At 42.0% G+C, this 23,904-nt stretch carries 26 protein-coding genes; 19 read left to right on the plus strand and 7 right to left on the minus strand.

Going from position 1 to position 23,904, the window contains the following annotated elements; genetic code table 11:
* The first annotated feature begins 114 nt into the window (after positions 1-114).
* Complete coding sequence (locus GNIT_RS05080) at positions 115-717, plus strand: hypothetical protein (protein ID WP_014108076.1); 603 nt, start codon at positions 115-117, stop codon at positions 715-717.
* Between the two features lie 178 nt (positions 718-895).
* Positions 896-1,270 carry a VOC family protein gene (locus GNIT_RS05085; protein ID WP_014108077.1) on the plus strand — a complete coding sequence of 125 codons (375 nt, stop codon included), beginning with the start codon at positions 896-898 and terminating at the stop codon, positions 1,268-1,270.
* Between the two features lie 92 nt (positions 1,271-1,362).
* Here GNIT_RS05085 and GNIT_RS05090 read toward each other — a convergent pair whose 3' ends face one another.
* A complete protein-coding gene (locus GNIT_RS05090) occupies positions 1,363-1,941 on the minus strand; it encodes a GspH/FimT family pseudopilin (protein ID WP_083822414.1) in 579 nt (192 codons plus the stop codon).
* Positions 1,942-2,212: 271 nt separating this feature from the next.
* Between GNIT_RS05090 and nadE the strand changes: the two genes are divergently transcribed.
* Positions 2,213-3,049, plus strand: coding sequence for an ammonia-dependent NAD(+) synthetase (gene nadE, locus GNIT_RS05095; RefSeq protein WP_014108079.1), 837 nt, complete (start codon positions 2,213-2,215; stop codon positions 3,047-3,049).
* Between the two features lie 15 nt (positions 3,050-3,064).
* Positions 3,065-3,403 (plus strand): P-II family nitrogen regulator, encoded by a 339-nt coding sequence (locus GNIT_RS05100; protein WP_014108080.1) that lies wholly within the window; start codon positions 3,065-3,067, stop codon positions 3,401-3,403.
* A 92-nt stretch (positions 3,404-3,495) separates the two neighbouring features.
* Here the strand turns inward: GNIT_RS05100 and GNIT_RS05105 are convergent, their stop codons facing one another.
* Together GNIT_RS05105 and ygfZ are read right to left on the minus strand one after the other, a co-directional pair.
* Positions 3,496-3,981: an FKBP-type peptidyl-prolyl cis-trans isomerase gene (locus GNIT_RS05105; protein WP_014108081.1), complete on the minus strand. Its 486-nt coding sequence runs from the start codon at positions 3,979-3,981 to the stop codon at positions 3,496-3,498.
* A gap of 14 nt (positions 3,982-3,995) precedes the next feature.
* The gene (gene ygfZ / locus GNIT_RS05110; RefSeq protein WP_041246305.1) at positions 3,996-4,943 is read right to left on the minus strand and encodes a tRNA-modifying protein YgfZ; all 948 of its coding nucleotides are present in this window, start codon (positions 4,941-4,943) and stop codon (positions 3,996-3,998) included.
* A 246-nt stretch (positions 4,944-5,189) separates the two neighbouring features.
* Between ygfZ and GNIT_RS05115 the strand changes: the two genes are divergently transcribed.
* From GNIT_RS05115 to GNIT_RS05125, 3 genes are all read left to right on the plus strand, one after another.
* Positions 5,190-5,441, plus strand: coding sequence for an FAD assembly factor SdhE (locus tag GNIT_RS05115; RefSeq protein ID WP_041246306.1), 252 nt, complete (start codon positions 5,190-5,192; stop codon positions 5,439-5,441).
* Between the two features lie 250 nt (positions 5,442-5,691).
* Positions 5,692-5,961 (plus strand): hypothetical protein, encoded by a 270-nt coding sequence (locus tag GNIT_RS18070; RefSeq protein ID WP_158307648.1) that lies wholly within the window; start codon positions 5,692-5,694, stop codon positions 5,959-5,961.
* A gap of 13 nt (positions 5,962-5,974) precedes the next feature.
* The gene (locus GNIT_RS05125; RefSeq protein WP_014108085.1) at positions 5,975-6,919 is read left to right on the plus strand and encodes a MaoC family dehydratase; all 945 of its coding nucleotides are present in this window, start codon (positions 5,975-5,977) and stop codon (positions 6,917-6,919) included.
* Between the two features lie 76 nt (positions 6,920-6,995).
* Here GNIT_RS05125 and nadB read toward each other — a convergent pair whose 3' ends face one another.
* Positions 6,996-8,591, minus strand: coding sequence for an L-aspartate oxidase (nadB, locus tag GNIT_RS05130; RefSeq protein WP_041246659.1), 1,596 nt, complete (start codon positions 8,589-8,591; stop codon positions 6,996-6,998).
* Positions 8,592-8,775: 184 nt separating this feature from the next.
* Here nadB and rpoE point away from each other — a divergent pair, with 184 nt between their 5' ends.
* From rpoE to GNIT_RS05180, 10 genes are all read left to right on the plus strand, one after another.
* Positions 8,776-9,354, plus strand: coding sequence for an RNA polymerase sigma factor RpoE (gene rpoE / locus GNIT_RS05135; RefSeq protein ID WP_014108087.1), 579 nt, complete (start codon positions 8,776-8,778; stop codon positions 9,352-9,354).
* 70 nt (positions 9,355-9,424) lie between these two features.
* Positions 9,425-10,036, plus strand: coding sequence for a sigma-E factor negative regulatory protein (locus tag GNIT_RS05140; protein ID WP_014108088.1), 612 nt, complete (start codon positions 9,425-9,427; stop codon positions 10,034-10,036).
* Between the two features lies 1 nt (position 10,037).
* Positions 10,038-11,189 carry a MucB/RseB C-terminal domain-containing protein gene (locus GNIT_RS05145; protein WP_014108089.1) on the plus strand — a complete coding sequence of 384 codons (1,152 nt, stop codon included), beginning with the start codon at positions 10,038-10,040 and terminating at the stop codon, positions 11,187-11,189.
* A 9-nt stretch (positions 11,190-11,198) separates the two neighbouring features.
* Positions 11,199-11,681, plus strand: coding sequence for a SoxR reducing system RseC family protein (locus GNIT_RS05150; protein ID WP_014108090.1), 483 nt, complete (start codon positions 11,199-11,201; stop codon positions 11,679-11,681).
* A gap of 259 nt (positions 11,682-11,940) precedes the next feature.
* A complete protein-coding gene (gene lepA, locus GNIT_RS05155) occupies positions 11,941-13,737 on the plus strand; it encodes a translation elongation factor 4 (protein ID WP_041246661.1) in 1,797 nt (598 codons plus the stop codon).
* Entirely contained in the window at positions 13,737-14,666 is a 930-nt protein-coding gene (gene lepB / locus GNIT_RS05160; RefSeq protein WP_014108092.1) for a signal peptidase I, read from the plus strand. Before lepA ends, lepB begins: the two co-directional genes overlap by 1 nt.
* 135 nt (positions 14,667-14,801) lie before the next feature.
* On the plus strand, positions 14,802-15,479 hold the full coding sequence (rnc, locus tag GNIT_RS05165; protein WP_014108093.1) for a ribonuclease III: 678 nt from the start codon (positions 14,802-14,804) through the stop codon (positions 15,477-15,479).
* Positions 15,469-16,374: a GTPase Era gene (gene era, locus GNIT_RS05170; RefSeq protein WP_041246307.1), complete on the plus strand. Its 906-nt coding sequence runs from the start codon at positions 15,469-15,471 to the stop codon at positions 16,372-16,374. Before rnc ends, era begins: the two co-directional genes overlap by 11 nt.
* 42 nt (positions 16,375-16,416) lie before the next feature.
* The gene (gene pdxH, locus GNIT_RS05175; protein WP_014108095.1) at positions 16,417-17,058 is read left to right on the plus strand and encodes a pyridoxamine 5'-phosphate oxidase; all 642 of its coding nucleotides are present in this window, start codon (positions 16,417-16,419) and stop codon (positions 17,056-17,058) included.
* A 27-nt stretch (positions 17,059-17,085) separates the two neighbouring features.
* Entirely contained in the window at positions 17,086-17,868 is a 783-nt protein-coding gene (locus GNIT_RS05180; protein ID WP_014108096.1) for a TatD family hydrolase, read from the plus strand.
* On the opposite strand, the gene GNIT_RS05185 is transcribed toward GNIT_RS05180, so the two are convergent.
* Positions 17,835-18,425, minus strand: coding sequence for an AhpA/YtjB family protein (locus GNIT_RS05185; protein ID WP_238526943.1), 591 nt, complete (start codon positions 18,423-18,425; stop codon positions 17,835-17,837). The genes GNIT_RS05180 and GNIT_RS05185 overlap by 34 nt on opposite strands.
* 218 nt (positions 18,426-18,643) lie before the next feature.
* On the opposite strand from GNIT_RS05185, the gene serB reads away from it, so the two are divergent.
* Positions 18,644-19,702, plus strand: a complete 1,059-nt coding sequence (gene serB, locus GNIT_RS05190; RefSeq protein ID WP_014108098.1) for a phosphoserine phosphatase SerB — start codon at positions 18,644-18,646, stop codon at positions 19,700-19,702.
* On the opposite strand, the gene GNIT_RS05195 is transcribed toward serB, so the two are convergent.
* On the minus strand, positions 19,665-20,156 hold the full coding sequence (locus GNIT_RS05195) for a CreA family protein (protein WP_014108099.1): 492 nt from the start codon (positions 20,154-20,156) through the stop codon (positions 19,665-19,667). The genes serB and GNIT_RS05195 overlap by 38 nt on opposite strands.
* 179 nt (positions 20,157-20,335) lie before the next feature.
* Here GNIT_RS05195 and GNIT_RS05200 point away from each other — a divergent pair, with 179 nt between their 5' ends.
* Complete coding sequence (locus GNIT_RS05200; protein ID WP_014108100.1) at positions 20,336-22,609, plus strand: EAL domain-containing protein; 2,274 nt, start codon at positions 20,336-20,338, stop codon at positions 22,607-22,609.
* A 25-nt stretch (positions 22,610-22,634) separates the two neighbouring features.
* Here GNIT_RS05200 and GNIT_RS05205 read toward each other — a convergent pair whose 3' ends face one another.
* On the minus strand, positions 22,635-23,831 hold the full coding sequence (locus GNIT_RS05205; RefSeq protein WP_014108101.1) for a PrnB family protein: 1,197 nt from the start codon (positions 23,829-23,831) through the stop codon (positions 22,635-22,637).
* Positions 23,832-23,904: the final 73 nt, after the last annotated feature.

Raw genomic sequence — 23,904 nt, forward strand, 5'->3', positions numbered from 1 at the left:
ACGGTCACAAACCTATTCTGTTGCATAGAGCAGGCATATCGTCTATTTTAATATACGCCGAAGTCCTTCGGTGCTAATTTCAAGACAGCGTAATCAAATGGAAAGGTAATAAATATGCGTAAACTTTTATTGGGAGGAATGCTTGTTTTAGGTGTATCAATAGCAAGCGCGAAGGGACAAGAGAGCATGCCAGCGAGCTATCTTTTACAAGTTTCTAGCAATCTTGCGTGCGGGGCGATTAACATTGAATTAGTCTCGCATTCAGGGCAAGTTGCAGAATCGCTTCAATTTAAAGACAGCGTATTTGCTCTCGTCGAATTGATGCCAGGTACTTACAGATTTGGTGATTTAAAATGTGTGTCATCCAACAAAGATTCAGAAGTATTTGACATTTCGCTTAGTACGCTCGCCCCTATCGAGTTGAAGCCTGGTCAGGGATACTATGGCGGCAAGCTTATTGTAAAGCAGTCGGCAGATAAAACAGTTCAAAGTACCCCCGATGTGATAGACAATTGTCCAAATGTTATTAGCAAAGCCCGTGGTGATAATGATGACTGTACTGATGGTGTGGGCGTAAATACATCCCCAGTCGAAACTAAAACAATAAACGTTTATGCACCGGCACAGGCCACGGCTGATTTAGAACGAGTACGCAGCGTTTTACAGGTGAGCGACGAGCAATTGCTGTATATACCTTTAATTTCAAAGACCAATTAGTCGAATAGGTACCCATCGCCCTGTTATTTATCTTTAGATCGCTCAGAACACGTTTTGCAAAGACTTTGAAACAAGTGTAAATGACACAATCACCGATGTTGATGCCAAGCATCGGTGTATATGCTTGGATAATGTTTTATACTTCCCCCAAAGTTAACTGAACAATAAGGAAACAAGCATGGTATTAGGCTTACTTTCGATCAGCTTAAAAGTTGCTGATATTGCAATTTCAAAAGCATTTTATGAAAAACTGGGTTTTAATCAAATGGCCGGGCATGTGGATCAAAAATGGGTCGTTATGAAAGACCCAAACGATCAGGTCATTGGCTTATTCGAAGGGATGTTGGAAAAAAATATGTTAACGTTTAATCCTGGATGGGATGCCAACGCTAAACACATTGATGATTATATAGATGTAAGGTACTTACAAAAAATGCTGAGCGACAAAGGCATTGATTGTGGGCAGATGATTGGTGAAAACAACAAGGGGCCCGCCAATTTTATGCTGACAGATCCCGATGGCAACCCTATTTTGATCGACCAACATAGATAGTTAACACTCTATTGTGTTGCATCATCGAAAAATCCTACAGCCTTGTGGTCAAGTTATGTTGGCCGCTTGCTATTTAAAGGTGCTTTTTTCTTCTAGTTGCAAGTTAGCGCGGTTCCATCCATATCTTCATGCGTACCGTCGTCATCAGAGTCAGAGCTCACCTTTACGCGTCCTTGTAAAGAGACCGACAGTGCTCTAGCGAAAGTTTCATCTTTGTTAATTGGGCATATCTGAAGCGTAAAAGCTTGACTAGCAGCCCCTGAATCCTTGAAGTGGATATTAGCATTTGGCCCAGTCACTTTGGTTGAATCAGATGCCTTCGCAGTGGTTACCAAAAGCTCTTCACCTGAGCTTCTATTACCGTCAGTGTTGGAATCTATAAATACAATTTTGGGGTCGTTCCAATTTGTTCCGCACGTTTCAAAATCAGCAGAGGGACATACAATGACATTAATTTGTTCATCAATAGCGAGGTGACGAGCGTACTGAACAACACCGCTAATTTCGTTAATTTCACCCGTTATCCTATTTTTAATTAGGAAATCCTGCATGCTGGGCGCGACAACCGTTAGCACAATCGCTAATATTGCTAATGTGATCATCATTTCAAGAAGCGTTACGCCTTTTTGAACGGTTCTACTAACCTGCGTGGTAAGCTTGTTATTTAGCACTGTGACCCCCAATAAATATTGTACAACTATACTCTATTTTTATTTTTGATGCGTATACACTAACAACGCTCGTTAGCTTAGTTAATACCTTGTATTAATATATATAATTTGAATATGTAACAATTAGCGTCATTCAGTAGTGCTAGTTTCCTCTTTTACTGAATGTTAAATTCAAAAATTGCTTTAACTTCATAAGTTTGCAATATTAATTGTTCATGTTTACGTTTTTGTCACCAAATTTTTTTATCTGAAAATCAAGAAGGAAGAGTTCATGTTGAAATCTGAAGTAATCCAAGAGATGCGTGTTTTACCTGAAATAGATGTCGAACATGAAATTCAACGCCGAACTCAATTCATAAAGGATAAGTTGAGTGAGTCAGGTTTACGCAGTCTAGTGCTAGGTATAAGCGGCGGTATTGATTCATGTACATTGGGTCGGCTCGCACAAATGGCGGTCAATGAATTGAATGAAGAATCTAAGGGCGACTATCAGTTTATTGCGGTGAGATTGCCTTACGATACACAGGCAGATGAAGATGATGCGCAAGCGTCGATTGATTTTATTCAACCAAGTTTACACGTAACGTCGAATATTAAGGCAGGGGCAGATGCAATACATGAGAGCGCAGTCAACGGCCTTCTTGCTGCTGGCGTAACTAGCTTTTCAGCAGAAAAAAGCGATTTTGTGAAAGGGAATGCCAAAGCGAGAACAAGAATGGCAACTCAATTCGATATAGCCGGTTTAATGAATGGATTAGTACTGGGTACAGATCATTCTGCTGAAAACATTACGGGATTTTATACAAAATTTGGTGATGGTGCCTGCGATTTAGCGCCACTGTTTGGTTTGAGTAAACGTCAAGTTCGCAGTTTAGCGCGGCATATGGGGGCGCCTGAAAACATCATTACAAAGCCGCCCACTGCCGACTTAGAAACGCTGACACCACAGAAGTCAGATGAGTCCTCATTAGGCCTAACTTACGAACAAATCGACGACTTTTTAGAAGGCAAGAGTGATGATAAAGTTGCTGATGATAAACTCTTAGCTATATACTTAAAAACACAGCATAAGCGTCTTCCTATCCCGACCGTTTATGATCATGAATAAGGAAAGTCAAAACTAATGAAAAAAATTGAAGCTATTATTAAGCCGTTTAAGTTGGATGATGTTCGCGAAGGGCTATCTTCAATAGGTGTTAGTGGTATCACGATGACTGAAGTGAGAGGGTTTGGTAGACAAAAAGGCCACAAAGAGCTCTATCGCGGAGCGGAATACAACGTGGATTTTCTACCTAAGGTAAAAATCGAACTGGTTGTGCCAGACGATCTGTTGGATAGAGCGGTTGAAACCATCTTGGCGCATGCAAAAACCGGTAAAATAGGTGACGGTAAAATATTCGTATTTAACGTTGAACAAGTTATTCGAATTCGCACTGGTGAAACAGACGAAGACGCTATTTAGCGTCTTCGTTGGCATTGTTTAAATCGAAAGATATTGCGAGTACATGTACTCGCTTATTAAAACTAGCGTAAAGGCTGTCTGCTAGTTAAAAATTAGTGGGAGTGACCGCAACCACCTTCGCCGTGCACGTGCCCATGTTTTATTTCATCAGCGCTTGCTTCACGAACATCCACAACTTCAACATCAAAGGCAAGCGACATTCCTGCTAATGGGTGGTTGCCATCGACGGTCACGGTTGTGTCCGTTTTGTCGATGATAATAACCGATTGCTCGCCATCGTCAGTGGTTGCTCGGAAACTCATTCCAACATCAACATCCATGCCTTCAAACATGTCAGCAGGAACTTCTTGTATTAAATCGTCATGACGCTCCCCGTAGGCTTTGTCAGGATTGACAGTGACGGAAAATTTGTCACCTTTAGTTTTTCCAACTAAGGCATCTTCAATGCCTTCGATCATAAAATGACTGCCCTGCAGAAAAGACATTGGTGGCGCTTCGTGAGAGGAATCAATCATATCGCCCTCTATGGTACTTACAGTGTAATGAAGGGTAACAACATTATCTTTCTGTATTTGCATCTTATATCCTATTTTTAATCTAATTTATAAGGTAGAGCGCTTACGGTAAATTGCTGCTCTGGAAACTCTTTTAATCTTAACACATCATCTATTTGCGTGTCATTTGCAAGCACTGCTAACATCAGCGTATTGCCTTCATATACTGCGCTTTGAAGAACGGTACCACCACTGCGCCAGTTTTCACCGGCTTGTTTTTCTAGAGCGATACCAGGTGACAAATGCGGTGCAATTTCAACGCCCTCAGCGGTGAGAATATACGAAGCTCTTTTGTTGCGTCCTAGGAATTTTGTGCGAGCAATGGTCTCTTGTCCCATGTAGCATCCCTTATCAAAATCGATACCGGAAACTGCTTGCAGATTCAGCATTTGCGGCACAAATTCGTTACTGGTTTCGGCTTCTACATAAGGGATCGCGTCTCGTATATTCATGGCGTCCCAATCGCCTTCGTCCGCATATGCATTAGGCATTGCTAATTGACTTAGCATAGATGCGCCCTCTGCGTTCAGCGCTAGCAAGTATCGAGGGCCGTTTATATTCAAGCATATTGCACTGCCAAATTCGTTATTAACTACGCTGAGATGTTGATCACTTAGCTCAGTAAACAATGCACTAATAGCTGCGGTTGTGTTGTTGCCAGACACTCCGAAAAAGCTTAAGTCATCGCCAGATTGCTTTATATCTACTTTTGAAAAAACACCATACTTCTTGAATTCGGCCATGCTTTTTTCAAGTGCGGATTTTCGCATGATCAACTGATAGACATCATGCGTTAATAGCGCTGTGAACACAGACCATGTTTTACCTTTGACGTCGCAGTGTGCGCCAAACCGAGCAGTTTGGGAGTTCATCTTTGCAACATCGACGGTTACTTGACCTTGTAAATACTCTGCAGCCTGTGGACCTGAAAATGTAATACAGCCCAGATTAGTCAATTTTGCGATCAGTTCTTTTTGAGATGACATTTTGTAGCCTCTAATGCAGTCGAGATTTGCCGACTGTTCAGTTATTGTTGAACGAAGTAAGCTCACTCTTTTCTCTAGGTATAGTCGATATTGGGATTGTACGTTAGTTTGCAAGATGATGATTCATCGGACGGCTTTTATTTTGAATTTTTTACGCTCATATGACTACATTTTAATATCTTTTGATCAGTTCTGCATTTGTCCGCGTTATGCTACTATCAAACGAATTAAAGCACGAGGTTACCAATGTTTACAGCAAAGAGGGTCGCTAGGTTAAAATGGGCATGTCGCAGAGGAATGCTAGAGTTAGATGTGTTGTTCCTTCCATTCGTTGAGCAGGCTTTCGATGAATTGACTGACGGCGAGAAAGTGGTTTTCGAACGTTTGCTAACTTGTGATGATCCCGACCTTTTCGCGTGGTTCATGGGCCATCAAAAATGTGAAGACCCGGATTTTGCCGCTATGGTGCAGCGTGTACTGCAAAGAGTTAAGGTTTAATTCAATAATAACTATCACCGCAACACGCTATGACTTCGGTTTAGTAGATTTTTTTAATTACTGCGTTGTACCGCTTTTGCTTTGTTGGTCTTTACCAAACGGGATTACGCCGAACCTATATTTATTGCAGTTTGCCTTCACCGCAATGTTGAGTATTTGGTTTGTGTATCGAGTTAGCAGCAATACCAAATTAACAACGCATTTTGCAATATGCATGAGGCAGCAAGAAATACTGCTCTGCGATGCGCCAATGGATAAAATATTTGATAATGAAAAGCAAAATGCGAATAAATATCTGGACATTGATAATTCAAAAGTCGAAGGGGACTATCAACTAGACTTTCGCTCGCGCTGCACGCAGTTTTGTATATTCTTAGTATTAGAGTCAAAGCAGCAGAAACTCGAGAGTCAGACGCTCTTATTTAAGTGGCAGCTAAGTGAGCAGCACTACCGAGCGCTTACCTCGGCAATTGCACGAAATGCGGCAATAGAATTTAATTTACGCTCGAAACTAACCTAGGAATACCAAGTAAATGATGAACATGGGCTTATTGAAAGCGGCTATGTACAGTCCACAGCGTCTTGATAGTGATGTACCTGTGTTGCCCGAAAACATTGTGCGCAAAGAGATCCAAATAAATACTGTGCACTGTGAGCGATACAATAAGGCTGTGAATTGGAAGCTAGGTATTGCATCCGTAATACATCCGAATTATTTGCAGGTTTTGTCCCTGCCTATGCAGCTTGAGATGATGATAAACGAACCTTTTCCCTTTAAACCAATGGGATTGGTGCATTTAGCCAATCATATCGAGGTGAACTACTTACCGGAACAAAATGCTAAATTATTGCTGCAGACATCCTTCAATGGATTAACGTGGCATAAGAGTGGTTGGGTGTTTGCTCTCTTAAGTGAGGGGTTTGTGAATGGTCAATTGGCTATTTCCGCTACATCTTACTATTTGTCTCGGCAGCGGCACGCTCAAACTAATAAAAATACCGACTTGACGAGTAATGTGAATATCGATGAAACGAATTCGAAGACCAAAATAGCGCAAAAAAATGTTTCTAATATGCCAATAATTAATGAGGTCTTGCCTCCTTTTGATATTAGCTGTGATATGAATTTCCCTCTAGGCATTGGTCGCCAGTATGCACGAGTTTCTGGTGACTTTAATCCTATTCATCTGACTCGCTGGACGGCAAAATTAATGGGTTTTAAACAGGCGATTGCGCACGGAATGTACTCCAAGGCGCTGTGTATATCAGAGGTCTTAAAAAAAGAAATGGAAAATAGGAAAGGGGCATTAGCACAAACACCAATGCAGTTTTCTACTCAATTTATACAACCCATTTATTTACCTACGAGCTGTGAGTTAAACATCAATCGCGGTGGCGATCAGATTGACTTCTCGCTAACGTCAAAAAGTCGCTCTAAAGCAAGAGAGCACTTGCGCACTAAGGTAGTGATTGCATAGCACTCGTTGTAAAGAGCTCATCTGCATTACCTGGTTTTTAGCACGCAATACTTTCTGTGTTGGGGGGCTGAGAATCTCAAAGTTTCTTTTGAATAATAGTTGGCTCTGGTTTTTCAAGCATGTCCGGATAGTCTAGGTTGTAATGCAATCCTCTACTTTCTTTTCTGGCCATAGCGCAGGTCACAATCAGTTGTGCAACGCATACAAGATTACGCAGCTCCAGCATATTATTGCTGACCTTAAAGTTGCTGTAGTACTCATCAATTTCTTGTTTTAGCAAGTTAATGCGCCGCAAGGCTCGCTCTAAACGTTTGTTGGTGCGAACAATGCCCACGTAGTCCCACATGAAAAGTCGCAGTTCATGCCAGTTATGTTGAATAATAACAAGTTCATCTGAGTCGATAACACGGCTTTCATCCCAGGCTTTTATTGGCTCATCAATCCAATCTCCGTCCAAACGATTGATTATGTGTTTAGCGGCGGCATGAGCAAATACGATGCATTCCAATAGAGAGTTGCTCGCCATCCTGTTTGCACCGTGCAGGCCAGTATATGCAGCTTCTCCGATGGCATACACATTCTGCAAGTTAGTGCGAGCATCAAAATCAGTAACGACACCCCCACAGGTATAGTGAGCAGCTGGAACGACGGGTATTGCCTGAGTCGTGATGTCTATTCCCAATGAGCGGCAGCGACGGTATATGTTCGGGAAGTGCTTTTTGATGAAATCGTTAGATTTATGGCTGATATCGAGATACATGCAGTCAGCACCGAGACGTTTCATTTCAAAATCAATTGCTCTTGCGACAATGTCACGGGGGGCTAAATCGCCTCTTTCATCAAATTTATGCATGAATTTAGTGCCATCTTTGTGGCACAAAAATGCGCCTTCGCCGCGCAACGCTTCACTAATAAGAAAGTTTCCAGCATCAGGATGAAACAAGCAGGTAGGGTGGAATTGATTAAATTCCATATTGGCTATTCTGCATCCTGCACGCCACGCCATTGCGACACCGTCTCCGCTAGATACATCCGGATTTGAAGTGTATTGATAAACTTTGCTTCCACCACCCGTCGCTAGCGTAGTGAATCGTGATCTGATCACTTCAACGCGCTCTTTTTTACGGTTCCAAACATAGGCACCGACACAATGGTCCGGCGTCGTCGTACTTTTAATTAGGTCAATCGCATTATAGCGCTCGAACAAGTGTATGTTGGGGTGGTTCGCGACATTGTCCGACAGTGTTTCTTGCACTGCGGCGCCAGTTGCATCTGCAGCATGTAGAATTCTTCTGTGGCTGTGGCCACCTTCTCGCGTGAGATGAAACTTAGTTTCACCACTCTCGCTCTTCTCTTGATCGAAAGGAACACCTTTATTGATTAACCACTCCATGCTCTCTTTTGCATTGCGTGCAGTAAATGCAACGACAGCTTCATCGCAAAGTCCGGCGCCGGCATCTAAAGTGTCTTTGATGTGACTTTCGATAGAGTCCGTGTCGTCAAAAACAGCAGCAATACCGCCTTGCGCATAGCGCGTGCTACCCTCGTTGATGTCGCTTTTGCTGAGGACGATAACGTCACAATATTCAGCCATTTTGAGTGCAAGGCTTAAACCTGCAGCGCCGCTGCCTACGATTAATAAATCGCAGCGGTGTTCAATTGTTTGAGACATAGATTGTTTTTCAAGTAACATGTAGAATTGTGATGTATCGCCATACTAATCATCTAGTAAAAAATTACAACTAGTGGTTATTTATAAATTATTTTAGCTGTATATCGAACTTATCCAACAAGTGTCTGTCTATTACTACACTTGCATGAGCCATAAGTGATGTTTTTTAGGAGTAGTGGCTCGAATGAGCGAGCAAAAGACCGATCAAGAATTAGTTGAACAGGTACAGAAAGGCAATAAGAACGCTTTTAACTTGTTAGTTATTCGTCATCAGAATAAAGTGATGAATATTGTAGCAAGGTACGTGAAGAACAGTGGGGACGTCGCGGATGTAACGCAAGAGGCGTTTATAAAGGCTTACAGAGCGTTACCCAACTTTAGAGGCGAAAGTGCCTTCTACACTTGGCTGTATAGGATAGCGGTAAACAGTGCAAAAAATTATTTAACATCTCAGGGGCGAAAGCCACCAGCAAGTGATGTTGACGCGAGTGAAGCTGATTATTACGATGGAAGCGACGCATTAAAGGAAAATAATTCTCCAGAACGTGCTTTGCTATCCGACGAATTACAGCAAAAACTATTCGCAACAATTGACGCGCTACCCGAAGATTTACGTTCGGCAATTACGTTGCGTGAAATTGAAGGACTAAGCTATGAAGAGATAGCTGCAGTGATGGAATGTCCGGTTGGGACAGTACGATCAAGAATTTTTAGAGCACGAGAAGCAATTGACAAAGTTATATTGCCTTTGGTGCAAACATAAACACGGTTGATTATATTATCGGCTATAAGCCAATGTATCCATTAGCGGTGTTAAAGTAGGAATGTGTTATATGACGCAACAGCATGAAAAATTATCAGCATTTTTAGACGGTGAGCACCAAGACTCTGAGATAGCGTTAAGCTTGACTCAAGATTCTGAACTCGCCGACAAGTGGAAACGTTATCACTTGGCTCGAGACTGCATTCGCAACGAAATGAGTGTCGACATTCACTTTGATGTTAGTGCTCAAATTGCGAAGAAGTTGGAACACGAGCTGCCAATGGTTGCACCAAAACGCACTTGGCGTGAGCTTCCAGTGGTGGCGAGTGTAATTCCTTTGGTTAAACAGAGTGGTCAACTAGCTGTTGCCGCATGCGCAACCGCTGTGATGATATTTAGTTATCAGTCTTACAACCAACCAGAAGAGTCACAGCCATTCTTAACCGCACCGACTGGCTTCGGCCCACAAGGCGGATTGGCTCCTGTAAGCTTGAACACGAGTGAGAGCGTTGACCGCGAAGGTATGGCGATATTGCTGGAACAGCAACGTCAAATTAATGCTTTGATTGAAGATCATCAGCGTCAACTTAAACTAAAGAATGCTGGGCAAAGTAAGAAATTAGAGACAGAAAACCTAGACTCGAGTATAGAACAAGTAGAAAAAGCGCAAGCACAGAAGTAGTATGATAATTGGAGTAAAAGACGTGATTACTAGAGCGAGTATCGGCAATGTGCTCTGTAAGCGGGGTTTGCTTCTTATTATTTTGGGAATGCTTGCGTCTATTTCTTTTTCAAGTTCGGCGGTCACTATTTTGACCGCGCAAGAGCAAGTAAATCAACAAGCGCAAGAAACCAAGAAAGAAAACAAAATACTCAGTTCAGAAACCCAGCAGGCGGTAGCGCGTGAGATTGCTCAGGGCGTGCTGAACGGAGGCGAGACTTTCGATCCTTTATCCGCTATAAGCTGGTTGACTCGTCTTTCAAGACAAACCTCAAGCTTAAATTACGAAATATCGTTTGTGTTAAATATACCAGGCAAAGATGCTCAACCATTTTTATGGCGACATGCCAAAGTCGACGAGAGTACTCAAATAGAACAGCTTAGTTTGTTGAATGGCCCCGGTTTTGAAAATATACGGGTCAATGGTGTGGTCAGCGTTTTTCAGCCTGGATACCCTGCTTACAGTATGTACGGTAGTGCTATAGATGGGCCCATACCGTATGCCTTACTTCATGAACCTGATAAGCTCCTGAAGAGTTATCAATTCCTCTTAGTAGGCAGAAACCGAATATCAGGCCGCTCGGCTCAACAAATCAGAATTACTAGCACGGATAAAACGCGCTACGGTTATAATTTGTGGTTAGACGAAGCAACCGGGATGCTGTTGAAATTAAATATGCACGGACTTGATGGTAAGCTCCTACAGCAAATTCAAGTTACTCAACTCCGAATTGACGACAGAGTAGCAGATGCGTTCAGTCAATTGCAGCAAGAGAACTTACCGAGAGTGATCAACGTGGTTAATCCTCCGCAAAGAAAACACAAGTGGAAGTTGGCTTTTTTGCCGGTAGGTATGAAAGCGATAAAACAGGATATTCATCAGTTAGCGATAACAGGGCAGGTGGCGGAATATAGTTTATTTAGCGACGGTCTAGTCAATGTTTCCGTGTATATTCAAGCGGCGACAGGCGTATTTCAGAACGACGTCAATTTAAATAACGGTGCTAACACTGTGCACTCTCGCACAGATGGTAAAGTACAGGTGACTGTTGTCGGTGATATTCCGTTAGTTACGGCGCAGCTGATGGCAAAATCAATTGAAGTGATAAATTAATACAAAAATATGATTGAAGAAACTGGCATTGTTAGAAAAGTACAGGGCAAACAAGTTTGGATAGAGACCCAAATTAAGACAACCTGTGGCACCTGCCATGTGAATAAAAATTGCGGAACAAGTGTCGTGGCCAAAGCATTTACTGCTAAGCCAGAATTACTGCAACTAAACAGTCCACATGAGTTGATAGAGGGGCAAACTGTAAAGTTAGGGATCCCTGAAGAGCAGCTAATGGGCGCTTCTATGCTGGTTTACTTATTGCCAATAATCGTGTTAATTGTTTCTACTTCAAGCATGCAAATTATGCTTCCTTCACTGCATGAAGGCTGGCAAATCTTATTCGGTTTTATTGCGACCGCGATAAGTTTCTGGCAAATTTCTAAATTTACGAAAAAGCACGATAAAGGTCAGTTTTCTCCCGTTATCTTAGGCGCGGTGAACGATGCAACAACGACCATGAAAAACGAAATCCCTCTTAAAAAAATCACTTAATTGCAGCCTGTCTTTTAAAGCAACTGTTAGCGTGAAGTATGCTAGGTAACACCTCCTGACAAATTATTTGTAACTTGTGAGCAAGTTCAGCAGTCTAAACGTAGTAATAATGCTGTAATCATTCGCATTTGTGCTGATAAAACGGTAAAATCGCGTCTTTATTTTTCGCTTATAAAACCAAGGTAAGCTTCGACGGCAAAACAAAGCGTCTCAGGGCTTGAAACAAATCTCGGTAACTTCAGGACAAGTAGCTAAATTTATGCAACTAAAGAACATTCGCAACTTCAGTATTATTGCGCATATCGACCACGGCAAGTCGACGCTCGCCGATCGACTTATTCAAACTTGTGGCGGCTTAACTAATCGCGAAATGTCGGCTCAAGTGCTCGATTCAATGGATATTGAGCGTGAACGCGGGATCACCATCAAAGCGCAAAGCGTGACACTTTATTATCAAGCGAAAGACGGTGAAAAATACCAGTTAAACTTTATCGATACGCCAGGGCACGTTGACTTCACTTACGAAGTATCGCGCTCATTGGCAGCATGTGAAGGCGCTCTGTTAGTGGTCGATGCTGGTCAGGGCGTAGAAGCACAAACGCTGGCGAACTGCTACACAGCAATGGATTTGAATATGGAAGTTGTGCCAATTCTAAATAAAATAGATTTGCCACAGGCTGAGCCAGAACGTGTCGCCGAAGAAATTGAAGATATTATCGGCATTGATGCAATCGACGCTGTGCGTTGTTCTGCTAAAACAGGTGTTGGTATTGAAGATGTGTTAGAAGAAATCGTTAAACGTATTCCGCCGCCAGAAGGCGACGTTGATGCGCCTCTTCAGGCATTGATTATTGATTCTTGGTTTGATAATTATCAGGGCGTTGTCTCGCTAGTGCGAATAGTAGAGGGACAGTTAAACGCTAAAGATAAAATTCAAATAATGTCAAATGGTGTTGTTCACCAGGTAGATAAAGTAGGGATATTCACACCAAAACAAACGGACACCGGGATTTTAAAAGCAGGTGAGGTTGGTTTTATTATTGCTGGTATTAAGGAAATTAATGGCGCGCCGGTTGGCGACACCATTACTTTAGCTAAAGCCCCAGCTGCCAATGCATTACCCGGCTTTAAGAAGATCAAGCCGCAGGTATACGCGGGCTTGTTTCCAGTGAGTTCTGATGACTACGAAGATTTTCGCGATGCTTTATCAAAGCTCAGTCTGAATGACGCTTCTTTGTTTTTTGAACCTGAAAGTTCTGCCGCATTAGGTTTTGGTTTTAGAATAGGTTTCCTAGGTATGCTACACATGGAAATCATTCAAGAACGTTTAGAGCGTGAATACAACCTAGATTTGATCACTACCGCGCCAACTGTTGTTTATCAAGTGAAAACAACCAAAGGCGTCGTGATAGAAGTAGATAATCCATCTAAACTACCTCCAATTAATGATATCGAAGAAATCCGTGAACCTATTGTGACCGCAAGCATGCTGGTGCCGCAGGAATACCTAGGTAATGTTATGACGCTATGCGTTGAAAAGCGCGGAATGCAAACAGCAATGACATACCATGGCAAACAGGTTGCGGTTACCTACGATATGCCTATGGCAGAGGTGGTTCTCGACTTCTTTGATAAATTGAAATCAACCAGCAGAGGCTTTGCATCGCTCGATTACAACTTTAGTCGTTTCCAAGTTGCCGATATGGTTCGCTTAGATATACTGATAAACGGTGAAAGAGTCGATGCTTTAGCACTTATAACCCACAAAGCAAACTCTCAGCGCCGCGGGCGTGACTTAGTGGAAAAACTGCAAGAGCTCATTCCAAGACAAATGTTCGATATTGCAATACAAGCGGCAATTGGCAATCACGTGGTAGCGCGCAGTACGGTTAAACAGCTGCGTAAAAACGTTATTGCAAAATGTTACGGTGGCGATATTAGCCGTAAGAAAAAGCTATTACAAAAGCAAAAAGACGGTAAAAAACGTATGAAGCAAGTAGGGAATGTAGAATTACCTCAAGATGCCTTCCTAGCAATTTTGAAGGTGGATAATTAATGGCCAATTATTTCGCAATATTTTTGGTGGCGATGACCGCAATCACCGGTTTCATCTGGCTAGTCGATGCCATGTTTTTCGCACCAAAAAGAAAAGTAATCGCATTAGAAGAGCGTCGCGCTATTTTAGGTGATGAGAGCATAATTGAGTTAGTCGGTGAAGAAGCGGATCCTAATTTGCCTGCCTTGGTGGATAATGCTAAGCAGTTTTTTCCAATTTTTGCGTTGGTCATGGTGTTTCGCTCATTTTTATACGAACCCTTTCAAATTCCATCAGGCTCGATGATGCCGACACTGTTAGTAGGAGACTTCATCTTAGTTGAAAAATTCAGCTATGGCATAAAAGATCCTATTTTTAGAACGAAGCTGATTGAAACCGGAGAACCTGAAAGAGGTGACGTTGTTGTCTTTAAGTTTCCTAGCGATCCTAATGTCGATTTTATCAAAAGAGTCGTTGGCTTACCTGGCGACAGAGTGATTTATCGCAATAAGCAGTTGTATATCACCGAAGCGTGTAATGGGCAGCAACCTTGTCCTACAGAAAAAATGGTTACCCAAATATATACAGGTCGGACTGACTTTATTAGTCGCGGTGCTTATCTTGAGGAATATACTGAAGGTTTGGGCACCAAGCAGCATTCTTTATTGCGAAATCCAAGGGCAATTGATCCGGTAGCACGCTATGAACCAAAACAGCCAGGAACCGCAATCAACGAGTGGATTGTGCCAGAGAACAGCTACTTTGTGATGGGTGACAATAGAGACAATAGTGAAGACGGCAGATATTGGGGCTTCGTTCCTGACGCAAACTTAGTCGGTGAAGCCGTGTTGATTTGGGTTAGTTTCGAGTTTGATAGAGCGCCTGAAGATTTTCTGCCTACTTGGTTGCCTTCCGGCATACGATTTGAACGCAGTGGTACTATTAATTAATTGGTTGATATAACCAATAGTTGTATGACTATCCCAATGATAGTTAACATCAAAGGTGCCTATATCTTTTACGTTTCGGGTAAGCAGTGATTACCTTAAGAGTCGTAAATTAAATAGGCATCGTTAAGAGCAAAAATGAATCCATATATTAGATTAAACAAAGTACTTGATTATACATTTGAAAATAAGGCTTTGCTTGAGCAGGCATTCACGCATCGTAGTGCTGCCAAAATTCATAACGAAAGATTAGAGTTTTTAGGGGACGCAGTGCTAGGCATGGTCGTTGCCGAGTTGTTATATCAGCAATTTCCAGAACAACCTGAAGGTAAGTTGACGAGAATGCGTTCTTCACTCGTTAAAGGCGATACACTGGCAATGATTGCGAAAGAACATGATTTCGGCGCATTCCTAAAGCTAGGCTCGGGCGAAATGAAAAGCGGTGGTCATCGACGTAGCTCAACCTTAGCTGATGTTGTTGAAGCTGTGATAGGTGCGATATTTCTAGAATCGGGTATTGATGCTGCAAAAAATACCATCGTTAAACTATTCGCAAGCCGCATCGAAAAACTCGATCCGAATAGGCAAATAAAAGACAATAAAACACAGTTGCAAGAATTTTTGCAGTCCAGACAACTGCCATTACCCAATTACGAAGTTGTCCTTATTAGCGGCAAAGACCATGCGCAAACCTTCGAAGTTGATTGTACTGTAGAGCCTTTAAATACCAGTCAAATTGGAAAAGGTAAAAGTCGTCGACAAGCCGAGCAAAACGCGGCAAAACAAACACTAGAGATATTATTAAATGAGCAATAAACATTGTGGGATGGTTGCCATTGTTGGTCGCCCGAATGTTGGGAAATCGACAATATTGAACCAAATTTTAGGTCAAAAAGTCAGTATTACCTCACGCAAGCCGCAAACCACTCGGCATCGTATCATGGGCATTGATACTATTGGCGAACGTCAAGCAGTGTATGTTGATACACCAGGCTTACATGGCGAAGAAAAGCGCGCTATCAATCGTTTAATGAATCGTGCCGCTGCCAGTTCGCTCGGCGAAGTATTTCTAGTATTGTTTGTGATTGAAGGAACACGCTGGACCGAAGATGATGAACTTGTTTTATCGAAAATAAAGCAGGCAAATATACCCTGCTGGCTCATCGTGAACAAAACTGACAAAGTGCCTGACAGAGCAGAGTTAATGGATACGTTGAAAGCGCTCAACGAAAAACATGATTTTGAAAATGTCATTCCTGTCAGTGCGAAGCAAAATAGGCAAATCGATCATTTGCGTCAGCTTGTCCTAAAAGCCCTGCCTGAGAGTGAGTTTTACTTTCCAGAAGACTACATCACAGATCGCTCTAGCCGCTTCATGGCTGCGGAAATTATCAGAGAAAAGTTGATGCGCTTCACTGGCGATGAGCTGCCCTATGCAACGACAGTTGAAATAGAGCAGTTTAAACTCACTCCCAGAGGTATCTACCATATAAATGGATTAATATTAGTTGAGCGTGAAACCCAAAAGCGCATGATTATTGGCAAGTCGGGTAGTCATCTTAAAACCATGGGCGCAGAGGCGCGTAAAGACATGGAAGCTTTGTTTGATAATAAAGTTTTTCTTGAACTGTGGGTTAAAGTGAAAGCCGGCTGGGCAGATGACGAACGCGCATTGCGATCCCTTGGCTACGATAACGACTATAAAGGCTAATTCTCTTTAACAATAATGCAGTCCTGTTGTGGAATACAAATTATGAAACCGCTTAGTGATTTTAGAAAAGAATATACGGCCGGTCGTTTGACATCAGACGTGCTTACCGAGCATCCAGTGGATTTATTTAAGATCTGGTTAGACGATGCTATCAATGCAAAGTTACCAGACCCAAACGCCATGACGGTAGCTACCGTAGATGCAAGCGGTCAGCCTAGCCAGCGCATTGTGTTGCTGAAAGACTTAAGCAACGAGGGCTTTGTTTTTTATACCAACCTAGGTAGTCGAAAAGCGAAAGACCTTGCTAACAATGCAAAAATTTCTCTGCATTTCCCATGGTATTTTTTAGAACGTCAGGTCAGAGTTAACGGCGTTGCAAAAGCACTTTCACGAACCGAAGTTGCTAAATATTTTTTATCCCGCCCAAAAGACAGTCAGTTAGGCGCTTGGGCATCTCAGCAAAGCCAGCCAATTTCAACACGCGAGCTGTTAGTCACTCAGTTTGCGCAAATGAAAGAAAAGTTTGCTAAGGGCCAAGTTCCTTTACCCGATTTTTGGGGTGGGTTTCGAGTAGAGCCTCAGCAAATTGAATTTTGGCAAGGAGGAGAACATCGTTTACATGATCGCTTCGAATACAATAAGCAAGAAAATGGCAGTTGGACGATACAACGATTGATGCCGTGATGAAGGTCCCGGCTAAGCCCTGAACTTATGATTGACAGTCATTGCCATATCGACCTTGAGACCTTTGATGATGATCGCGATGATGTTTTGCAGCGAGCATTTCAAGTGGGCATTCAGCGTCTGTTAGTGCTTGGATTAACAAATCAGCAATTTCCTAAATTACTAGGCCTGCGCCAGCGATACCCGCAGGTTGATATTGCTTTGGGCTTACATCCTTACTTTCTTCAACTCCAAGATGATGCAAACACTCAGCTTACGCTTGACGAGTTGTCTCGTTTAGCGAGTTTGCATACTGAGCATTTTATCGCTTTCGGTGAAATGGGTTTGGACGGCAGTTTAGCGCTTGATATGATGTATCAACAAAAAATCCTGTCTTATCAACTTCAGCTTGCAAAAAGCTATAAAAAACCCGTTATCCTGCATCATCGCAAATCTCACAATCAACTCATTAGTCTGTTGAAAGCGCAAAATTATCAGGGTGGGGGAATACTTCACGCATTTTCTGGTAGCTATCAAGAAGCTAAAACTTATATTGATATGGGGTTTTTATTGGGTGTTGGGGGAACGATAACCTATGCACGTGCGAAAAAAACACGAGAGAGTATTGCAAAAGTTCCCTTAGACAAACTCGTTGTTGAAACCGACTCGCCCGATATGCCAATAAGCGGATTTCAAGGCGAACGCAATCAACCCAGTCAACTGTCGCTGGTGGTTAAGGCATTGGCTGAACTTAAAAAAACGTCATCAATTGAAGTTGAACAACAAACGACTGAAAACTATTTAACGCTCTTTGGGTTGTCGCTAAACTGATAGCTGGCGCGTATCTTGTAAAATAGGCGAGTAATAATCATTGCACAAATAGCCGTTAACAACATGATTAAACCGGTTTGTATCAATTGGGTGCGATTGAATGCTTTGTGATGTTTAATGATAGCGTCGCGGTCCAGTAAAAGCTTTACATAGCCAATCGTTTTACCATCATAAATAATATCTTCAATAAAAATGAGTGGGGGCTGATCTAAGACTCTGAACTCTTCTATGATGGAGTAGTTTTCATCAAAGCTTGTAATTGTTTTTCCGGTTTGATCGTATAGTGATGTGCCTTTAACGAAACTGTCAGTCTCAATAGTGCTTACGTAATTTTCGATACTTTCTTGGTCTTCTTTTTCAAGCGGTGCAGCTAACATTCTTGAGGCTTGGCCAGCTAGACTTCTGCCGAGTTGCTCTGATTCTAAGCTATACCATTCATTGGCATTTTTATTGTGCATCAACCACAAGTTAACTGCAATCACCACAATACATATCGCCAATACAAAGTTGGAGATACGTTTCAACATGGAAAATTTAGGTGTGGTTTGGCTAAACAAGCGCTTCTCATGGTTAATGGCTACCGAGCAACAATAGGATAAATAACGCTTTTTGCCAAGACTTTGTTTTATTGCGATGCGCCTTTAGGTATCATCTCGTCGGTAAAATACACCGCGTTATCTTAGGAACTAATTTGTACCTCATACCCACAGAAACTACCAAAATACTGAGCGCTGCCAAATTCGCGATCTATCTAAAACCGCAAAATGTACTCTGGATGCTTAAAAATACTGAAAATAGCGCAGTCATGGGTCAGTTGATCTCCGAGCATGCTAGTAAGCAGATTCTTATTAATTCACCCAAAGGAAGCTGGTTCAGCCAAGAGAACGTCGACGGTAGTCACGAAGCAGCAAATACAACGCTTAATACTTCTGCGAACAGCAGCAGTAAGTCATACACATTTATTGTTGCTGCAACCGTGGTTAATTTCGAGCTACTTGAGGAGATTATAAATGCGCTGCCTACGCAATCAAACCTTATCAAAATAACCACCAACCGATATCACTGTGCGTTTGACAAAATGGTGGTGAATATTGATTGTGAAATGAATGAGGCTAGCAGTCAGTTTGAAATTCTCAATGCGACACTTAAAAATCTCAGTGAGACCTTGTTTATTGATGTTTTTGTGAAACCACCTTTATTTATTGAACAACCTGGTCTGGCTGTGTTTGATATGGACAGCACACTAATAGAGATGGAGTGTATTGATGAGATAGCAAAGTTAGCGGGAGTCGGTGAAGCTGTGAGTAAAGTCACCGAACGAGCCATGCTGGGTGAAATTGCGTTTTCAGAAAGTTTGCATCATCGCGTCGCCTGTTTGGGTGGCGTGAATTTAGATGCTTTGTTGAGTATTCGAAAGCGTTTGCCGTTTATGCCTGGTTTCACTCTCTTAATTAACGAATTAAAACGCACCGGATGGAAAGTAGCAATCGCCTCTGGCGGTTTTACCTATTTTGCTGATTATATTAAAGCGCTGTTCGATTTTGATTATGCCTCAAGCAATACCTTAGAAGTTAAAGATAACAAGTTAACCGGCAAGGTCTTAGGTAAAGTTGTTGATGCTCAGGCTAAAGCTGACATTTTACAACAGTTGGCGAAAGACAACGCCATTCCTATAGCAAACACTCTTGCTGTTGGCGATGGCGCTAATGACTTGGTTATGATGTCGGTAGCGGGCAGCGGTGTGGCGTTTAAGGCAAAACCTAAAGTACAAGAACAAGCGGCTAACTCAATTCGATTTAGCGGCTTGGAGGCTGTTCTATACCTACTGGGTTGACGTAGGCCTGAGTTCCCCACAGTGGAACGGTTGAAAGGCTGTGCTTAAAGCTACCCGATGTTTCTTTGGTTGAATAAGAGACATACATCAAGGTTTGAGATTCAGCATCAAAAACACGCCGTATTTTCATTGTTTTGAAAAAAATACTTTTTGATTTTCTAAAAACAATTTCTCCCGACTTTGATTTATCAATTGTCGCAATCATCGCAGCAGTTATTTCACCGGTTTGTCGGCAAGCAATGGAACTGTCAGATGGATCGGCAAAGCTCAAATCAGCTTCAATGCTGGCCACGTGACAGGTAACGCCTGGCACCAATGGGTCAACGAGTGTATTGAGTTTTATATCTTGTGTCGTAAACACTCCCAACGAAATATCGCCCACCTCTGATTTGTCACATCCGACTAGTCCGGTTAGCAGAATAAGTGTCGCTATATGTAATCTATATTTGTTCATTTGCTTCCTTCAAAGTGTTTATTTACGCTTAATAATATGTGCTGACCACTCGGTGTAAAACATTAAATTATATATTCTAAGCTCGATTTGTGATAAATCTTACACTAATGTTAGCAGAAGTGTGACGTTGAATAGCAACCCTTCGACGGCTCTCAAAGTTAGATTACAGGAATGAAATAATGAAAGACATAGTTGAACTGCAGTCTGATTTAAAAAAAGCAGAGATGCGTATTTTGGAATTGGAAACAAATTCAACGAATAATCCATTATTTTTAAATATGTTTAATTCTTCTCCTGTTTCATTCGGTTTGAGCAACAAAGCTGGCACCATCATTAACCTCAATACCACGTTTGTTAAAACATTTGGTTATGACATAAAAGATATTCCTACAGTGTCAGATTGGTGGCCTCTGGCGTACCCCGACGTCTTGTATAGAGAATGGGTTGTTAATATTTGGGAACAGCATCTTGCTGAGTCGCAACAAACCAACACTGACTTTGAACCTATCGAAGTTAATATTAAGTGCAAGGATGGCACAAAGCGTGTTGTATTAATCAGTGCTGCACCATTGAAGGGCTCTTACACAGAAGTATTTTTGGTTATTTTTTATGACATTACGGAAATAAAAAAAGCTAAAAATAAAATTGGTGATCTGTCAGACTCTCTGGCAAACATGACAGCTTCTATTGAGCATCAAAACACTAAGTTGCTCATTGAAAAAGAAAAAGCAGAGGCCAGTTCAGAGCGTTTGAAGTTAGCTATGTTAGGCGCAAATGACGGTTTATGGGACTGGGATTTAGCAGGTGACAAAATATATTTCTCACCGCGTTGGAAAAGCATGCTTGGCTTTGCTGAAGATGAAATTAAAGATCATTATGATACTTGGAAGGGCTTGGTGCATCCTGACGACGTAGACAGGGCCATAGCTCAAATTCAAGATTTTATGGATAAAAAAGTTGAGAGATATGAAGCCGAATTTAGAATGCGACATAAGGATGGTCAATATATTAATATACTGTCACGCGCTTTTGCAGTGGAAAGTGAGGAGGGAAAAATAACGCGCTTAGTCGGCACTCATATTGATATTACAGAGCGTAAAAAAGCAGAAGAACAACTCAATTATCAGTCGTCACATGATTCATTAACAGGGCTGGTGAATAGAAGAGAGTTCGAGCGGCGAACCGAACAATTGCTCTCTGCCTCCAAGAAGAAAAACCAGCTTCACGCTCTATGCTATATGGACCTGGATCAGTTTAAGATAGTAAATGATACCTGTGGCCACGCTGCAGGTGATGAAATGTTACGACAGATTTCCGCCTTATTAAAAGAAGCGGTTAGAGATAACGATACGCTTGCTCGTTTAGGAGGCGACGAGTTCGGTGTGTTGATGGAGCACTGTTCGCCCGATAACGCCTACCGAGTTACGAGAGCAATACAAGCTGCTATTCAAGAATATCAGTTTGTTTGGGAAAATCGCAGTTTCCGTGTTGGGGTAAGTATTGGATTAGTGCAAATAACGGATAAGACGAATAACTTAACAGAATTACTGAAAGTTGCCGACGTAGCTTGTTACATGGCTAAAGACAAAGGGCGTAATCGCATACACGTGCACAGTGACGAAGATTCAGAGTTAGCAAAACGACAGGGTGAGATGCATTGGGTTACTCGCATACAGCATGCACTAGATGAAGATCGCTTTTGTCTTTATGCTCAGATGATTGAACCATTAGAGAAAAGTTCGGGAAAACACTTTGAGATCTTGGTCAGAATGATAGACGAACATGGTGATATTATCCCACCGGGAGCTTTTTTGCCTTCTGCAGAGCGTTACAATTTAATGCGTGAACTCGACAAGTGGGTTATCAGCAACACACTTCGTTCGTTAAAAGCTCACCCCGAATTTTTGAACAGAATAGACTTCATTTCAATCAATCTTTCGGGTCAATCGATTACTGATGAGCGTTTTTTAGAATTTGTACTCAAAGAAATTCGCAGTCTGAAGAACAGCGCGTCAAAGATTTGTTTCGAGATCACCGAGACTGCGGCAATATCTAACCTTTTGTTAGCGGGTAAATTCATATCTGAATTGAGAAAGTTTGGTTGCCGTTTCGCACTAGATGATTTTGGCAGTGGCCTTTCTTCATTTGGCTATCTAAAAAATTTAGCCGTTGATTATCTCAAGATTGATGGAGCATTTGTCAAAGATATCGTTTGCGATCCAATAGATCGTGCAATGGTAAAGTCGATAAATGAAATAGGTCAAGTGATGGGCATGGAAACCATCGCTGAATTTGTTGAGAGTGAAGAGATTAAGACGATGCTAAAAGAGATAGGTGTGAATTACGCACAGGGCTTTGCTATTCACAAACCACAACCTTTTATAGAACTGCTGTCTGAAGAAAGTGACACAAAAGACAGCAATAGCTCAAAGGTGCAACCACACACTAAATAACCTCAATCTCATCAAATTTGATGGGCTATGCGATCCTTGCTTTCAATAATTGAATTTCAGCATATCTGCTGGGAATATCATCTCGCTCTGTCGCGCAACGTAAATCCTTCAACTTTTCCAGTGAGCGCAACAAAACGGGCAGAGGTGGGCCACTAGCCGTGACTTTTTCATATGCCTGTTGAGATTCGTTTTTTGCCATCTGCGCAATGAATCGTTCAACTAATTGATTGTGATGTTGGCTTGCTGCGTAGCCATGAAGTTCGAGCACTTCTAAAAATAAGGCGCCATTTTCTTTAAACCACGGACTACTTATCTGTTCAGGCGTCACACTCAGCATAGAATCTAGCAAGCTCTCGCGCCTCATACAATCACGCAGCGTGGCTTGTTCCTCCGGCAACATGAATAGGAACTTGTCGACTAAAATTTGTGAGTAGTAGGGGTCATCACCTTGGCAAACACCGAGCAATAAATCAATGACATTGATTCCGGCAAAATCGCCCGCATTTGCTCCACGATATTCATTCTGGCCAACTCGATAAGGCTTGTAGTATGGACGTACGCAATGAAAAAAGCGCTCTACGTTCAGCTCATTAAACAATATATCATTGTATTTAATGACATCCTGTAAGCCTTGTTTGGCAACGTGTAGCATATCGCCAGTAAGTGGATGTGATATACCCATTGGTAGTATTTTGAGTAGGGCATCGGCGGTGCGCATGTACGCTAAAATGCCGCGTGTATTGTAGTCTAAGAACAATATCTCATCTTCCAACGAGGTAAAGCTCTTGTATAAGCCGTTTATGGCTGAATTGTGCGTAGTTAAATGACTAGTAGAAAAACGCGGCGTTACGCCAAGCGACGCGCCAATTTGCATGGCCAATGCAGACGCTTCGATTAGGGGTGATTTAGTTTCTCTGCTTGGTTCAGTAATGTCATGACGACGACATGCAGCCATATATAAACCGACGTTGCCGAGCAAATCAAAACCAGCATCAAAACCTGAATCGGTATTGCCTTCCTTTAATAATGCTGCAATATAAGTTCGTCCAGCCTCAGTTAATTCGTTGGTTAAAGGCTTAGTAACGCTAGTTTGGCAATTTACGTCACTACGATCACTCTGTGCAAAATAGATTTCTTCTAATTGGGTATTAAGCTGTTTGAAGTCGTTTCTGATCCATAGATCAAAGTTTTTTACAGCCGCGGTTTGATTGCCATTACGCATAAGGTCTCCTGAGTTGCGCCACGGTTGCCATAAGTTAAATGAATGACCGCGCTCAGCGCCTATATTTCTAGTT

Origin of the sequence: Glaciecola nitratireducens FR1064 (assembly GCF_000226565.1) — a bacterium.
Lineage (GTDB): Bacteria > Pseudomonadota > Gammaproteobacteria > Enterobacterales > Alteromonadaceae > Glaciecola > Glaciecola nitratireducens.

What these genes read in the sequence shown, in the direction of transcription:
- GNIT_RS05080 (WP_014108076.1), top strand. Translation starts at nt 115, where the DNA reads ATGCGTAAACTTTTATTGGGAGGAATGCTTGTTTTAGGTGTATCAATA.
- lepB (WP_014108092.1), top strand. Translation starts at nt 13,737, where the DNA reads ATGGCCAATTATTTCGCAATATTTTTGGTGGCGATGACCGCAATCACC.
- serB (WP_014108098.1), top strand. Translation starts at nt 18,644, where the DNA reads ATGCTTAAAAATACTGAAAATAGCGCAGTCATGGGTCAGTTGATCTCC.
- pdxH (WP_014108095.1), top strand. Translation starts at nt 16,417, where the DNA reads ATGAAACCGCTTAGTGATTTTAGAAAAGAATATACGGCCGGTCGTTTG.
- GNIT_RS05105 (WP_014108081.1), bottom strand. Translation starts at nt 3,981, where the DNA reads ATGCAAATACAGAAAGATAATGTTGTTACCCTTCATTACACTGTAAGT.
- GNIT_RS05180 (WP_014108096.1), top strand. Translation starts at nt 17,086, where the DNA reads ATGATTGACAGTCATTGCCATATCGACCTTGAGACCTTTGATGATGAT.
- era (WP_041246307.1), top strand. Translation starts at nt 15,469, where the DNA reads ATGAGCAATAAACATTGTGGGATGGTTGCCATTGTTGGTCGCCCGAAT.
- GNIT_RS05115 (WP_041246306.1), top strand. Translation starts at nt 5,190, where the DNA reads ATGTTTACAGCAAAGAGGGTCGCTAGGTTAAAATGGGCATGTCGCAGA.
- GNIT_RS05085 (WP_014108077.1), top strand. Translation starts at nt 896, where the DNA reads ATGGTATTAGGCTTACTTTCGATCAGCTTAAAAGTTGCTGATATTGCA.
- rpoE (WP_014108087.1), top strand. Translation starts at nt 8,776, where the DNA reads ATGAGCGAGCAAAAGACCGATCAAGAATTAGTTGAACAGGTACAGAAA.
- nadB (WP_041246659.1), bottom strand. Translation starts at nt 8,591, where the DNA reads ATGTCTCAAACAATTGAACACCGCTGCGATTTATTAATCGTAGGCAGC.
- ygfZ (WP_041246305.1), bottom strand. Translation starts at nt 4,943, where the DNA reads ATGTCATCTCAAAAAGAACTGATCGCAAAATTGACTAATCTGGGCTGT.
- GNIT_RS05195 (WP_014108099.1), bottom strand. Translation starts at nt 20,156, where the DNA reads ATGAACAAATATAGATTACATATAGCGACACTTATTCTGCTAACCGGA.
- GNIT_RS05140 (WP_014108088.1), top strand. Translation starts at nt 9,425, where the DNA reads ATGACGCAACAGCATGAAAAATTATCAGCATTTTTAGACGGTGAGCAC.
- GNIT_RS18070 (WP_158307648.1), top strand. Translation starts at nt 5,692, where the DNA reads ATGGATAAAATATTTGATAATGAAAAGCAAAATGCGAATAAATATCTG.
- rnc (WP_014108093.1), top strand. Translation starts at nt 14,802, where the DNA reads ATGAATCCATATATTAGATTAAACAAAGTACTTGATTATACATTTGAA.
- GNIT_RS05205 (WP_014108101.1), bottom strand. Translation starts at nt 23,831, where the DNA reads ATGCGTAATGGCAATCAAACCGCGGCTGTAAAAAACTTTGATCTATGG.
- GNIT_RS05150 (WP_014108090.1), top strand. Translation starts at nt 11,199, where the DNA reads ATGATTGAAGAAACTGGCATTGTTAGAAAAGTACAGGGCAAACAAGTT.
- GNIT_RS05145 (WP_014108089.1), top strand. Translation starts at nt 10,038, where the DNA reads ATGATAATTGGAGTAAAAGACGTGATTACTAGAGCGAGTATCGGCAAT.
- lepA (WP_041246661.1), top strand. Translation starts at nt 11,941, where the DNA reads ATGCAACTAAAGAACATTCGCAACTTCAGTATTATTGCGCATATCGAC.
- GNIT_RS05100 (WP_014108080.1), top strand. Translation starts at nt 3,065, where the DNA reads ATGAAAAAAATTGAAGCTATTATTAAGCCGTTTAAGTTGGATGATGTT.
- GNIT_RS05125 (WP_014108085.1), top strand. Translation starts at nt 5,975, where the DNA reads ATGATGAACATGGGCTTATTGAAAGCGGCTATGTACAGTCCACAGCGT.
- GNIT_RS05200 (WP_014108100.1), top strand. Translation starts at nt 20,336, where the DNA reads ATGAAAGACATAGTTGAACTGCAGTCTGATTTAAAAAAAGCAGAGATG.
- nadE (WP_014108079.1), top strand. Translation starts at nt 2,213, where the DNA reads ATGTTGAAATCTGAAGTAATCCAAGAGATGCGTGTTTTACCTGAAATA.